This window comes from Pontibacter russatus, assembly GCF_009931655.1.
Taxonomy (GTDB): Bacteria; Bacteroidota; Bacteroidia; order Cytophagales; family Hymenobacteraceae; genus Pontibacter; species Pontibacter russatus.
Genome location: NZ_CP047984.1, coordinates 3,820,671 through 3,834,060, shown reverse-complemented (window position 1 = coordinate 3,834,060; position 13,390 = coordinate 3,820,671). Strand labels below are relative to the sequence as shown.

Here is a 13,390-nt window from a genome sequence, read left to right as displayed (position 1 = left end):
TCCTTGCCCGACTACAAGTTATTTACATTTTATATATGGCCGACACATAAAGAACGCAGCACTCACAAAAGGATATGGCCCTGTGAGTGCTGCGCTTGTTTCTATCTCTCTTCTATATATACCGGCTTAGCAGCATATATGGCATCTATAAGCTACTTTCTGTACTTGGCCTTGATGAGGTCGAGCATTTTCACGAAGTGGCCCTTGTCCTCGTTTAGCAGGTACATCCGCCACAGCCCCTCTACCAGCAGCATCAGAATCTCCGTCTCCAGTTCCGGCTCTGCGTAGCCCAGCTTCTTAAACGCGCCCTCCAGCTTCTGCATCACGGATTGCGAGTAGCGCATGTGGTGTTTCTGCGAGATCTCCTCATCGACGAGGCGGAACTGCATGCGCCAGAAGTTGCGCTCCTCCTCCACCAGTTTCAGGGGCATGTCGAGCACGGTCTCAATCAGCCTGTGCGGGTCCTCTTCCACTACCAGGCCCTTGCTTCTGTCAGTGATGCGCCTGTAACCGGCCTTCACCACCGCCTCCAGCAGGTTCTCTTTGCTGATATAGTGTTTGAAGATAAGGCCCTCCGACACCCCCGCCTCCTTCGCAATCAGGCTGGTGGGTGTGGCCTCATATCCTTTGTCAGCGAAAAGATTCAGGGCCGTTTCTAAAATAATCTCTTTCTTCGTTTTAAGCATCTTGAAATAGCGAAATGTTTTCAGCCTCTGTGCTGATACCTGCCCGGGCACCGTGTGTTGACTCAGGACCAAGAGCCCCGCAAAGGCCGTCTATACCCTTCATAAATAAGAAGATACGGAATTCCTCTACTGGGGATCATCGTTTTATGCCTAAACAGCTATATAACGCGAAGCATGAAATATTCTTGTACGTATAAACAACTGCCCAAAATTAAGCACTGTGGGCGGAAACACCATCTAAAAAGCCCTAAATTAACACAAAGGAAACGCGCAGGTATCTCTGCCGGTCCTGTTCCTGCCTCATGGGGCTATGCGCTTCCCATTTGCTCTAAGACATCCTCGTAGCTTACATGAAAAGTATGACGGGGCACATATAAATTACCGGAAAAGCATGTTCTGGAACGCTTTTTCATCTCTTTTTTCAAAAATGCAGCAGTTTTTCGGCCACATTCCCAACATTAGTGCAGCCCTATTGAAAATTTTGCTAAATTAGCTAATCGTTTAGGCGCAATTACCGTAGGGGCAGGCCTCTCATGTGTGGCAACTGAACACATAACAGGGCTAACGGCGGCTTTGTTTGAAGCAAGGCCCGGGTGAGCATGGCATCGAAAGCGTGCATGCCTGCGCCGCTCCCGCAGTTTCGATTCCCATGCACAGTGCAGGGGCCGAAACTATACAAAACTACTAAAATCTCAAGTCACACTTAATATATACAATCCTTGAATATAGCTGTACTTAAAGAGGGGAAACTATCCGAAAGAAGGGTGGCCCTGACACCGGACGTGGTGAAGTCACTCACAAAAGCCGGTTTTAAATGCGGTATTGAAAGCGACGCCGGCCATGCTTCCGGCTTCTACGACCGTGCCTACGAAGACGCTGGCGGCATCATTTTCCCTGACAGGGCTGCGCTGCTGAAAGACAGTGACGTGCTGCTGAAGGTAAACGCCCCCACCCCGGAGGAAGCCCTGCTGATGCGGGACGGCAGCGCGCTCATCTCGTTTCTGTATGCCTACACCGTGCCCGAGCTGGTGGATATATGCCTGAGCAAGAACATCAGCGCCTTCGCCATGGACGCCGTGCCGCGCATCTCGCGCGCCCAGAAGATGGACGCCCTGAGTTCGCAGGCCAACCTGGGAGGCTACAAAGCGGTGCTGCTGGGGGCCAACGCCCTGGGCAAGATCTTCCCGCTGATGATGACGGCGGCCGGCACCATTACCCCGGCACGCGTGCTCATCTTCGGGGCGGGCGTGGCCGGCCTGCAGGCGGTGGCCACCGCCAAGCGCCTGGGGGCCGTGGTGGAGGTAACCGACGTTCGCCCCGAGACGAAGGAGCAGGTAGAGTCGCTGGGCGGCCGCTTCCTGGAGGTGCAGGCCGAGGGCGTGAAAACAGAGGGCGGCTATGCCCGCGAGGTGTCCGCCGAGTACCTTCAGAAACAGAAAGAACTCATTTCTAAACACATATCAGATGCCGACCTGGTGATTACCACGGCCCTGGTCATCGGCAAAAAAGCGCCGCTGCTGGTAACGGAAGAGATGGTGGCCAGCATGAAACCGGGCTCCGTGATTGTGGATATGGCCGTGGAGTCGGGCGGCAACTGCGCGCTGAGCGAGTTTAACCAGACGGTGGTGCGCCACGGCGTGACCATTATCGGCGAGTCGAACCTGCCCGCCATGGTGCCGGTGAATGCCAGCGAGTTGTACGCCAAAAACATCAGCACGCTGCTGCTCCACCTGGCCACCAAAGACGGCTTTAAGTGGGAGATGGACGAGGAAGTGACCAAAGGCTCGCTGATCACGCACCAGGGAGAGTTGGTACATCAGTTTACAAGAGAAATATTAGCTAAAACAGTATGAATGCAGAAACACTAATTGTACTTCTTTACGTGCTGGTGCTGGCCAGTTTCGTGGGCTTCGAGCTTATCTCCAAGGTACCGCCCACGCTGCACACGCCGCTGATGTCCGGCTCCAACGCCATATCCGGCATCACCATTGTGGGCGCCATTGTGGCCGCCGGGCCGGAAGACTGGTCAGTGAGCAAGTGGATGGCGATTGCCGCGCTGCTGCTGGCTACCCTGAACGTGGTGGGCGGCTATGTGGTGACGGACCGCATGTTGCAGATGTTTAAGAAGAAAAAGAAGTAAGAAACCTCATGGAAAAAGCTTTAATCATACAGATTGCCTACCTGATTGCCTCGGTGATGTTCATCATCGGCATCAAGATGCTGGGCAAGACATCCACTGCCCGCCAGGGTAATTTCATATCAGCTATAGCGATGCTGATTGCCGTGCTCGTGACGCTGCTCGACAGCCAGATACTGAGCTATACCGAAATTTTCGTGACCATCCTCATCGGCTCCGTTATCGGCACGGTGATAGCGCAGCGCGTGGAAATGACCTCGATGCCGGAGATGGTGGCTATCTTCAACGGCTTCGGTGGTGCTGCCTCGGTGCTGGTGGCTACCTCCGAATACTGGCGCATGGCGCACGATGCGGGCTACAGCATGGAAATGGTGGTGGGCGTCACCATCATCATCAGCGTCATCATCGGCTGCGTTACCCTCACGGGTTCGTTGGTGGCGTTCGGAAAGCTGAAAGGCCTCATCAACGGCCGGGCCGTGGTGTTCAGCGGGCAGCACGCCATCAATGCCATCCTGTTCCTGGCAGCGCTGGCGCTGTCGGTGCTGGTGGTGCTGCAGCCGAATGTGGAGATTTGGATGATGGGGGTGCTGGTGATTGCCCTGCTGTTGGGTGTGCTGACGGTCATTCCGATTGGCGGTGCCGATATGCCGGTGGTGATTTCTTTGCTCAACTCCTACTCCGGTATTGCCGCCTGCGCTACGGGCTTTGTGCTCAACAATCAGGTGCTGATCATTGCGGGTGCGCTCGTGGGTGCCTCCGGCATCATCCTGACACAGATTATGTGCAAGGCCATGAACCGGTCGCTTGTAAACGTGCTGCTGGGCGGCTTCGGGCAGACAAGCTCTTCCGCGGCCGCGGCCGGCGGTGGCGAGGACATTGTGGTGAAAGAGGTGGGCGTGGAAGAAACAGCCATGCTCTTCGAATCTGCCTCTTCCGTGATTATTGTGCCGGGCTATGGCATGGCCGTGGCGCAGGCGCAGCACATTGTGCGCGAGCTGACCGATATGCTGGAGAAGCGGGGCATTTCTGTGAAGTTTGCGATACACCCGGTGGCGGGCCGCATGCCCGGACATATGAACGTGCTGCTGGCGGAGGCCAACATCTCGTATGACAAGCTGATTGAGATGGACCAGATAAACGACGAGTTTGCCAACACCGACATTGCGCTGATCATCGGCGCCAACGACGTGGTGAACCCTGCCGCCCGCACCAATCCGGCCAGCCCCATATATGGCATGCCGATTCTGAACGCCGACAAGGCGCGCACCGTCATCGTTTGCAAGCGCGGTATGAGCGCTGGCTACGCGGGCATCGAGAACGAGCTGTTTGGTTACCCCAATTGCCTGATGCTTTTCGGCGACGCGAAGTCCTCGATGACAAAAGTGGTAAGCGAACTGAAGGAACTGATGCCTGCTTAAAGGCTGTACTCCTTCCCCATAATAAAAGCACCCTCACAATCTCTAAAGTTGTGAGGGTGTTTTGCTTTTGGTTATATATAGTACAGACCTCGCAATGTGCGCACCTGCCCCGAAGCAGTTCGGGGGTTCCTGCAAGCCCCTTGCCAGAATCAAACTAACTTCTCGGGTGGTAATCCTTGATTACCTGCTTCAGGTAGTCCCTGTCCAGGTGCGTATAGATTTCGGTAGTGGTGATAGACTCGTGGCCCAGCATTTCCTGCACGGCGCGCAGGTCGGCGCCGCCTTCTATCAGGTGCGTGGCGAAGGAGTGGCGGAAAGTGTGCGGGCTCACCGTTTTCTGGATGCCGGCTTTGGCGGCCACCTCTTTGATGATCATGAACATCATCACGCGCGACATTTTGGCCCCGCGCCGGTTCAGGAACAAAACGTCTTCGTGGCCTTTTTTGATGGTAAGGTGGCAGCGCACCCCCTCCCGATATAGCTGGATGTGCTTCAGGGCATCGCGGCCAATCGGCACCAGGCGCTCTTTGTCGCCTTTACCGGCCACCTTCAGGAAGCCCATGTCCTCGTAGAGGTTGCTGATTTTCAGGTCGAGCAGCTCGGTGACGCGCAGCCCGGAGGAATAAAGCGTTTCCAGCATGGCGCGGTTGCGGGTGCCTTCTGGCGTCGACAGGTCGATGGCGGCCAGCATCTGCTCTATCTCATGGAAGTGCAGTGTGTCGGGCAGCTTGCGGCGCAGCTTTGGCGCCTCGATGGTGTCGGTGGGGTCGTTCTGCAGCATGTCCTCCATGATCAGGAACTTGTAGAAGGCGCGGATGCCGGACAGGGTGCGGGCCTGCGAATGGGGTGTCATCCCCAGTTCCCCAATCCACTCCAGAAAGTCGCGGAGGATGGCAGGCGTTATATGCTCGGGCGCCACCCGCAGCTTCTTCATGTCCAGGAAATCCGCTAGCTTCCCGATGTCGCGCAGGTAGGCCTCCACGGAGTGGCGCGAGAGCGACTTCTCCAGCTTCAGGTACTCCTCGAATTGTTTGATGCAGACAGGCCAGTTCACGAAATAAGATTAGAAATTAAAAATTAGAAATTATGAATTAGGATGAGTAAAATGCACTTGTTAAGGTGACATTCATGTTCCCGCAGCAATTTACACATCCAACAATCAAACAATTTTCCAACAGCAAAGATACTTAATACGTACCTTTGTAGCCTCGGAAATTTGCAATACGATACCCAACCTATGAAGATCCTTATCCTGAACGGCCCGAACCTGAACCTGCTGGGCCACCGCGAGAAATCAATATATGGCAGCCGCTCTTTCGAAGATTATTTTGAGGAGTTGAAGCAAGACCTGCCGGCGCTGGAGCTCTCCTACTTTCAGTCGAACACGGAGGGCGCGCTGATAGACAAGCTGCATGAGGTGGGCTTCAGCGACTACAAAGGCATCATCTTTAACGCCGGCGCCTACACCCATACCTCCGTGGCCCTCTCTGATGCCATCAAGGCGATAGAGGTGCCGGTGGTGGAGGTTCACATCTCCAACGTATACGCCCGCGAGGCCTTCCGCCACAAGAGCATGATCGCGCCTTACTGCAAAGGCAGCATCAGCGGCTTCGGACTGGAAAGTTACCGGCTTGCGCTTCAGTACTTTGAGCGCCTGAAGCCAAAACAAATCGGGTTCGGTGCAAAGAATTAGCTTGCCTGGCCGTTATACAGGCGTCAGCTTTTTCACCAAGATTATATATAGTTATTACTATATAAATTCAATACCTTTACGCGCATGCTCAACTTCTATCCAGGCCCCTCCAAAGTATACCCTGAAGTACGTAACTACCTGGTAGACGCGTATGACGAAGGAATCATGAGCACGCCACACAGAGGAGATCAGTTCGTGCAGCTGTCGCGCGACCTGGTCGGGCTTATCAGGCGCAGGCTCAACATTCCGCAGGACTACCACATCTTCTTCACGTCCTCGGCCACGGAGTGCTGGGAAATACTCATCCAGAGCCTCACCAAAAACAAGAGCTCCCATATATACAACGGCTCGTTCGGGGAGAAGTGGTTTCAGTATGCTAAAAAGCTGCGCCCCAATTCCGAGGGATTTGCGTTTGACCTGAACAGCCCCATGCCGGTGCATGAGGTACAGGTGAGCCCGGATACGGAGTTGATCTGCTTCACGCAGAACGAGACATCGAACGGCACGCAGGTGACGCCTACCTGCATCCTGAACCTGCACAACCGTTTCCGCGACACCCTGATTGCCGTGGACGCGACCTCTTCCATGGCGGGTCTCAACCTCAAAATGATTAAGGCGGATATATGGTTTGCCTCGGTGCAGAAGTGCTTTGGCCTGCCCGCCGGGCTGGCCGTGATGGCCTGCTCGCCGCGCACCATTTTCCGGGCGAAGAAAATAGCCGAGCGGGCACACTATAACAGCATGGTTTCTATATATGAGAAGATGCTGAATTACCAGACCACGCACACGCCCAACGTGCTCAACCTGTACCTGATGAAGCGCGTGCTCGAAGACCGACCCTTTATCAAGACCATTGACGGGGAGCTGACCGCCAGGGCACAGGATTTATATGCCTTTTTCGCGCAGTTCACGGATATCACGCTGCTGGTGGAGAACGAGGAGGTGCGGTCTAAAACAGTGCTGGCGCTGCAGGGAAGCGAGAAGCTGGTGGACGAGTTGAAGAAGCGCGCCCTGTCCCATGACATGCGCCTGGGCAACGGCTACGGCCCCTGGGCCCGCAATACCTTCCGCATTGCCAACTTTCCGGCTATCCTCGACGAAGAGTACGAAGAACTGAAGCGCTTTTTCCTGCACTATTACGCTTAAGTCTACTACCTTTGCGGCTTGAGACAAGGTGGCGTGGCTATATATAAGACAACGGTAAATAACTACCCTGTTTATATATAACCCGCGCAACTCCGCATATATAAATAAGGTGAACTTAAACGACATTTTTAGTTTCAAGGAGATAGCTTCTGTCACGCTCACGCTCTTTGCCGTCATCGATATCATCGGCTCCATCCCCATCATCATCGAGCTGCGCAAGCGCGAGGGCCGTATAGAGTCGGGCAAGGCAACCATTGTGTCTGCCATCCTGATGATCGCGTTCCTGTTCCTGGGCGAGTCTATCCTTAAACTGTTCGCCATTGATTTCCAATCCTTCGCCATGGCCGGGGCCATCATCATCTTCCTGATCGGCCTGGAGATGATCCTGGGAAAGGACTTTTTCCACAGTGACCCGGAGTCGAAGAGCGGCTCCATTGTGCCGCTGGCGTTCCCGCTGATCGTGGGGGCCGGCACCATGACGACGCTCCTCTCGCTGCGCGCCGCCTACTCCCTCCCGAACGTGCTGGTGGGCATTGTCCTAAACCTGGGCTTCGTATATGTGGTGCTCAAAGGCTCGGCCTACATAGAGCGAAAGCTCGGCAAGTCGGGTGCCGACGCCCTCCGTAAGATTTTCGGCATCATCCTGCTGGCCATCGCTATCAAGCTCTTCAAGACGAATTTATAATTATGAATAACTGAGTTTTGAACAATTGAATTCATGGAGCCTGTATTTAAGTCGAGAGGATATAGCTTTAGGTAGTAAGCGGTTTATGCCCAGCCACCAGGCCCCATATAGGATGATTTATCAGGGGAAAGATTATTCAGTCATTCAAAAGTCAGTCATTCAAAATTAATTTGCTCAATCACTCATCCGCTCATTCAAAACTAACCCATGATCGAACTTTTTACAGACGGCTCTTCCCGCGGAAACCCCGGCCCTGGCGGCTATGGCGTGATTTTGCGCTGGAAGCAGCATGTAAAGGAAATGAGCGAGGGCTTCCGCAAAACCACGAACAACCGCATGGAACTACTGGCCGTGATTGTGGGGCTGGAGGCCATCACCAAGCCCGGCATGCCCGTTACTGTTTACTCCGACTCAAAATACGTGGTGGACGCCGTGGAAAAGCGCTGGGTGTTCGGCTGGCAGAAGAAAGGCTTCAAGGGCAAAGCCAACGCCGACCTGTGGGCCCGTTTCCTGCGCATCTACCCGAAGCACCAGGTAAAATTTGTGTGGATACGCGGCCACAACGGCCATCCCGAAAACGAACGCTGCGACGAATTGGCCGTTGCCAGCGCCCTCTCCCCCAGCCTGCTCATCGACCAGGGCTTCGAGTCCGGTGCCTCGCAGCCGGGTTGAGCTCTGAATTTTGAATGAGTGGTTGAGTGGATGAGTGAATTTTGAATAATTGAATAACTGAATAAATTCTTTTCCCCCTCATCTGTCGTCCTGCAAGTGGTAAATCCCGAACTTGATTCGGGGGATCTTGTGGGCAAGTTGCAAAGAACATTAACTATCTGAGCCTAGATGATTTCAGGATAGCCTTTCAAATTCTATATATACCAATCTCCGCTCATTCAAAATTCTCTCTATTCACTCAATCACTGAATCACTCATTCAAGACTTCCTCCCCATGCCAAACGACTTTTTCCAGTTTAAGCAGTTCCGGGTAGCGCAGGACAGGTGTGCGATGAAGGTGTGTACGGATTCCTGCCTTTTCGGGGCTTATATAGATGTGGCGGGTGCGCGGCGGGTGCTGGACATTGGGGCAGGCACCGGATTGCTGTCGCTGATGGTGGCGCAGCGAAGCGAGGCTGTGGTGGATGCCGTGGAAATAAATCCGGAGGCGCAGGTGCAGGCGAGGGAGAACTTCGCGGTGAGTCCCTGGGCTGACCGGCTTCGGCTGCACGCTGAGCCGCTACAACATTATGCGGCACAGCAGCCCTATGACGTGATTTTATCAAACCCGCCGTTTTTCCTGGCCTCGCTCAAATCAGAGAATGCGGCCAAAAATACCGCACGCCACACCGGCGACTTGCTTTTCGAGGACATCTTGCATTTCGCACGGCAGCACCTCACGCCGCAGGGCCACCTGTTCCTCTTGCTCCCACCTGCCGAAGCGGCCCTTTTTCAGAAAGCGGCGCAGGCATACGGTTTTCACTTAGCAGAAACGGTGGAGGTCTTCACCTATAGAGGCGGCAAGTGCATCCGCCATATCCAGACATTCGGCTTTGCCCCTGTAGGCCAGCCTCTAAGCAGGCGGCTATATATACGGGAGGCCGACAAGGCAACCTACACACAGGAGTTTATAGCACTGCTGCAGCCGTATTACCTGCATTTGTAGCGTGCTTTAAAAGGTGATTACATATAGGCATAGGATATGCCTTGGAGGCAAGGTAGTGGGAATTGCTGATTGGTAATTGTTAGTTGTTGTGAAATAGCCTTCCCTTAGCTGTTTGCAAGATAAGTAAGAGAGTTATAGCGGGGAAAATTGCTTAGTCTTACCTAAAACTGCCCGGCATTAGTTTGCTTCTTTACTTTTCTTTATTCAATATTTCTTCTATTTGAATTTTATTGTCAGGTAAATGATTCGTGGCAACATCCCAGATTATTTCAAAGTCAACTCCAAAGTACTCATGAGAAATCTTGTTTCTCAACAAGTACATCTCAGCCCAAGGAACCATCGGATATTTTGATTTTATTTCCTTCGGCAATTTATTTGAGGCTTCTCCGATAACCTCGAAATTCCGAATCACCGCATCAACTGTTTTATGATCTCTCTTGAAGTCAACAAAGGTATACCCCTCCATATATTCAACTATGCGGTTAATAGACACAAGAATGTCTTCAAGATACATTCTATATGTTCTTCTATTCCTCTTCACTTACACGTATTCAACTTGCTGCAGGATACCGTCTTTGATCTGGTCTTTGAGCGCATTTTTAGTCACCAGGTCGATTTTTCGGCCAAATATTTTCTCGAGGTATAGCTCCAGGGAGAAGAATTTCCACCCGATAGGCCTTTCCAGTTCCACCAGTAAGTCAATGTCACTGTGCTCATTGTACGAATCGTCCGAAAATGAACCGAACAATCCAATTTCTTTAACCGCATAGTCTCTGTTAAGTGCTGGTTTCAGCTCTTTCAGTTTGGAGAGAATGTCATACTTTGTAATCATACCCTATTATAACTGTTTTGGAATATTATATATATGATTAGTTGCTTTTAAAAAACATGATATTCCAAGTCTATATTTTCATTACTTCAGCGTCCAAAAGGAACAAATACAAAAATGCCTCCTCCCCAATATGGCCTTATTTACTCTCTAAAAAGGTAGTCATCTCTCTTATATAGTCTTGTGAGCGCTTAGGCGCATTTTTCACTAACACTCTGATAAATCCTATTGTTGATTCATAGAAGAATGATAAAATACTTTCGTTGAACAAAAGGTTTTCAGGTTCGAGAGTATATACATCAATCAACTTCTTCTCCAGAAGATATTCATAAATTCTTTTATAGGTGTTAAAAACTTCAACCCTAACTCCTCGATTTGATTTATGTTCGGTAATTTCAATTACGTTTCCATGAACCAAATTATTCCTAAAAGAGAACAATGTCACAATGCTTTTCCAAGATTCATTTCCCACCAAAACTTTTATCTCCCTACCCACGAGAGTACTATATATATTAGTATATTCACTAAATTGACCCTTTTCAAGGCGTTGCTCTAATAGAGTTAGTAACCGATGTTGTAGTGAATTTTTTGAGTGCCGTGCGTCCTGAAGCAATTCTTTATTAATTATATTAAGTACTCCCTCTATTAAACATGCACAGTCAATAATAATCGAGATTGCTAAGGACTTGTGCAAGTGCTCTATTGTTACATTATTTTTTTGTTGAAGCTTCCATTGAATCATTTCAGGATAGAATGCGAAAGGATGAACATCTATACCTCCTGTTTCTACTTCATCTATTCTGTTCATTTTATTTTATCATTTATTTCGCACAACATGAAGCTGTTTAGGGTTTCTGATTTTTGCCGGTTTTTGATACCATATGAATAGAGTCAGCAGTAAAATAGTCTCAATTGTGCCTTAAAAATCATAGATTTTGAAGTGATTGCAGCTTTGAAAGCTGTTTCAAACCCTGATTTAAGCTCTTACCGGAAACTCTAGACAGGTTTCATGATAAAACCTACATAAATATAATTTTTTCTCTACTTTCATAATTAACAGCAAATGGTAAAGTAAGTATCATTATAAAAAAGCTATCCGCAGAAAAAATATCATTCAAAACCCAACAACCCCCTTCTTTTACCATAATATAAATCCTGCAGTATGAGCTGCAGGATTTTTCAACAAGAGCTTTCCTCAGCGCTACAACGCTCCTTCCTTTATCTCGTCAACCACCGCTGGGTCCAGCAGCGTGGAGGTGTCGCCGAGGTTGGAGGTGTCGCCTTCGGCCACTTTGCGCAGGATGCGGCGCATGATCTTGCCGGAGCGCGTTTTGGGCAGGCCGCTCACAATCTGGATTTTGTCGGGCCGCGCTATCTTGCCTATTTTCTCCACCACCGTCTCCACAATCTCTGCCCGCAACCAATCTACATGCTCCGGTACGTCTCTGCAAATGACGAAGGCATAGATGCCCTGCCCTTTCACATCATGTGGGTAGCCCACCACCGCCGACTCCACCACGTGCTCGTTGTGGTTGATGGCTTCCTCAATCTCAGCCGTCCCGAAGCGGTGCCCCGACACGTTTATCACATCGTCCACGCGGCCGATGATGCGGTACAGGCCGTTCCCGTCGCGCTTGGCGCCGTCGCCGGTAAAGTAGAGGCCTTTGTAGGTGGAGAAATAGCTGAGGCGGGCGCGCTCATGGTCGCCGTAGGTGGTCCGGATGATGCCTGGCCACGGGAACTTCATGCACAGGTAGCCCTCCACCTCGTTCTCTGTGATTTCATTTCCCTCGGCATCCACCAGAATGGGTTGTACCCCCGGCAGCGGATAGGCGGCGTGGGCAGGCTTGGTGGGCGTCACGTTCGCCAGCGAAGATATCATGATGCCGCCCGTCTCGGTCTGCCACCAGGTGTCCACCACCGGGCAGCGGTTTTTGCCCACGTGGGTGTGGTACCAGTGCCAGGCCTCTTCGTTGATGGGCTCTCCTACCGAGCCGAGCACCCGCAGCGAGTCGAGGCTGTAGGACAGCACATCCTCGATATCGCCGCCCATCAGCGCCCGGATGGCCGTTGGCGCGGTATAGAAAATCGAGACGCTGAATTTGTCCACCACCTGCCAGAAGCGGCCATTGTCGGGGTAGGTGGGCACGCCCTCGAACATGAGCGTGGTGGCCCCCGAGAGCAGCGGCCCGTACAGCAGGTAGGTATGGCCCGTCACCCAGCCGATGTCGGCGGTACACCAGTACACGTCGCTCTCCTGGTACTGAAACACGTTCATAAACGTGTACTGGGCGTACACCATATAGCCGCCGCAGGTGTGTACCACGCCTTTGGGCTTGCCCGTGGAGCCGGAGGTATATAAAATAAAGAGCATGTCCTCGGCGTCCATCTCCTCGGCGGGGCACTCTTTGCTCACCCCCTGCACCTCGTCATGGTACCACACGTCGCGGCCCTCCACCATGTTCACGGCCCAGCCCAGGCGCTCCACCACAATCACTTTCTGCACCGAGGCGCAGTGCTCCAGCGCCTCATCCACCACGCGCTTCACGGGTATCTGTTTGGCGCCGCGGTTCAGGCCGTCAGAGGTCAGCACCATGCTGCACTGCGCGTCATTGATGCGGTCGGCCATCGCCGAGGCGGAGAAACCGGCGAACACCACCGAATGAACGGCACCGATGCGGGCGCAGGCCAGCACGGCGAAAGCCAGCTCGGGAATCATGGGCATATAAATGCAGATGCGGTCGCCCTTCTTCGCGCCGTTCTTCTTCAGCACGTTGGCAAACTGGCAGACCTTCTCGTACAGCTCGCGGTAGGTGTAGCGGATAAAACGCTCCTTCGGGTCGTTCGGCTCCCAGATCAGGGCCAGCTTGTTGCCGCGCGTCTTCAGGTGGCGGTCCAGGCAGTTTTCGGTAATGTTGAGCTTTCCTCCCTGGAACCACTTGATGTCCGGCTCCTGAAAATTCCACTCCAGCGTCTTGTCCCACTTTTTGCGCCAGGTGAAGGTGTCGGCGATGCCGGCCCAGAAACTCTCCGGGTCCTCTACACTACGGGCATAGGCTTGCTGGTATTCTTCATAGGTTTTAATCTGGTAGTTCGTCATAAAGCAAAGTGTTTATATGCGGTACTATATATTTTGAGT

Annotated in this window: 14 protein-coding genes; 8 read left to right on the top strand and 6 right to left on the bottom strand. The window is 52.2% G+C overall.

What is annotated here, in order from left to right:
• Positions 1 to 152 precede the first annotated feature (152 nt).
• Positions 153 to 686 (bottom strand): TetR/AcrR family transcriptional regulator, encoded by a 534-nt coding sequence (locus GSQ62_RS16005; protein ID WP_161890437.1) that lies wholly within the window; start codon positions 684 to 686, stop codon positions 153 to 155.
• A 719-nt stretch (positions 687 to 1,405) separates the two neighbouring features.
• Here GSQ62_RS16005 and GSQ62_RS16000 point away from each other — a divergent pair.
• The 3 genes from GSQ62_RS16000 to GSQ62_RS15990 are packed head-to-tail and all read left to right on the top strand — an operon-like array spanning position 1,406 to position 4,241.
• Positions 1,406 to 2,539: a Re/Si-specific NAD(P)(+) transhydrogenase subunit alpha gene (locus tag GSQ62_RS16000; RefSeq protein WP_161890436.1), complete on the top strand. Its 1,134-nt coding sequence runs from the start codon at positions 1,406 to 1,408 to the stop codon at positions 2,537 to 2,539.
• Positions 2,536 to 2,826 carry an NAD(P) transhydrogenase subunit alpha gene (locus GSQ62_RS15995; protein ID WP_161890435.1) on the top strand — a complete coding sequence of 97 codons (291 nt, stop codon included), beginning with the start codon at positions 2,536 to 2,538 and terminating at the stop codon, positions 2,824 to 2,826. The genes GSQ62_RS16000 and GSQ62_RS15995 overlap by 4 nt, the downstream gene beginning before the upstream one ends.
• A gap of 8 nt (positions 2,827 to 2,834) precedes the next feature.
• Positions 2,835 to 4,241, top strand: a complete 1,407-nt coding sequence (locus GSQ62_RS15990; protein WP_161890434.1) for an NAD(P)(+) transhydrogenase (Re/Si-specific) subunit beta — start codon at positions 2,835 to 2,837, stop codon at positions 4,239 to 4,241.
• Positions 4,242 to 4,395: 154 nt separating this feature from the next.
• Here the strand turns inward: GSQ62_RS15990 and xerD are convergent, their stop codons facing one another.
• The gene (xerD, locus tag GSQ62_RS15985) at positions 4,396 to 5,295 is read right to left on the bottom strand and encodes a site-specific tyrosine recombinase XerD (protein WP_161890433.1); all 900 of its coding nucleotides are present in this window, start codon (positions 5,293 to 5,295) and stop codon (positions 4,396 to 4,398) included.
• Between the two features lie 183 nt (positions 5,296 to 5,478).
• Here xerD and aroQ point away from each other — a divergent pair, with 183 nt between their 5' ends.
• The 5 genes from aroQ (at position 5,479) to GSQ62_RS15960 (ending at position 9,422) form a co-directional block, all read left to right on the top strand.
• Positions 5,479 to 5,934 carry a type II 3-dehydroquinate dehydratase gene (gene aroQ, locus GSQ62_RS15980; RefSeq protein WP_161890432.1) on the top strand — a complete coding sequence of 152 codons (456 nt, stop codon included), beginning with the start codon at positions 5,479 to 5,481 and terminating at the stop codon, positions 5,932 to 5,934.
• Positions 5,935 to 6,018: 84 nt separating this feature from the next.
• On the top strand, positions 6,019 to 7,080 hold the full coding sequence (locus tag GSQ62_RS15975; RefSeq protein ID WP_161890431.1) for an aminotransferase class V-fold PLP-dependent enzyme: 1,062 nt from the start codon (positions 6,019 to 6,021) through the stop codon (positions 7,078 to 7,080).
• 124 nt (positions 7,081 to 7,204) lie between these two features.
• Positions 7,205 to 7,765, top strand: coding sequence for a MarC family protein (locus GSQ62_RS15970; RefSeq protein ID WP_161891484.1), 561 nt, complete (start codon positions 7,205 to 7,207; stop codon positions 7,763 to 7,765).
• A gap of 207 nt (positions 7,766 to 7,972) precedes the next feature.
• Positions 7,973 to 8,437, top strand: coding sequence for a ribonuclease HI (rnhA, locus tag GSQ62_RS15965; protein WP_161890430.1), 465 nt, complete (start codon positions 7,973 to 7,975; stop codon positions 8,435 to 8,437).
• Positions 8,438 to 8,711: 274 nt separating this feature from the next.
• Positions 8,712 to 9,422: a tRNA1(Val) (adenine(37)-N6)-methyltransferase gene (locus GSQ62_RS15960; RefSeq protein WP_161890429.1), complete on the top strand. Its 711-nt coding sequence runs from the start codon at positions 8,712 to 8,714 to the stop codon at positions 9,420 to 9,422.
• Between the two features lie 190 nt (positions 9,423 to 9,612).
• On the opposite strand, the gene GSQ62_RS15955 is transcribed toward GSQ62_RS15960, so the two are convergent.
• The 4 genes from GSQ62_RS15955 to acs form a co-directional block, all read right to left on the bottom strand.
• Positions 9,613 to 9,936 carry a HepT-like ribonuclease domain-containing protein gene (locus GSQ62_RS15955; protein ID WP_161890428.1) on the bottom strand — a complete coding sequence of 108 codons (324 nt, stop codon included), beginning with the start codon at positions 9,934 to 9,936 and terminating at the stop codon, positions 9,613 to 9,615.
• Between the two features lie 27 nt (positions 9,937 to 9,963).
• The gene (locus GSQ62_RS15950) at positions 9,964 to 10,254 is read right to left on the bottom strand and encodes a nucleotidyltransferase family protein (protein ID WP_161890427.1); all 291 of its coding nucleotides are present in this window, start codon (positions 10,252 to 10,254) and stop codon (positions 9,964 to 9,966) included.
• 136 nt (positions 10,255 to 10,390) lie between these two features.
• Complete coding sequence (locus GSQ62_RS15945) at positions 10,391 to 11,059, bottom strand: hypothetical protein (protein ID WP_161890426.1); 669 nt, start codon at positions 11,057 to 11,059, stop codon at positions 10,391 to 10,393.
• Positions 11,060 to 11,452: 393 nt separating this feature from the next.
• Positions 11,453 to 13,351: an acetate--CoA ligase gene (gene acs, locus GSQ62_RS15940; RefSeq protein WP_161890425.1), complete on the bottom strand. Its 1,899-nt coding sequence runs from the start codon at positions 13,349 to 13,351 to the stop codon at positions 11,453 to 11,455.
• Positions 13,352 to 13,390: the final 39 nt, after the last annotated feature.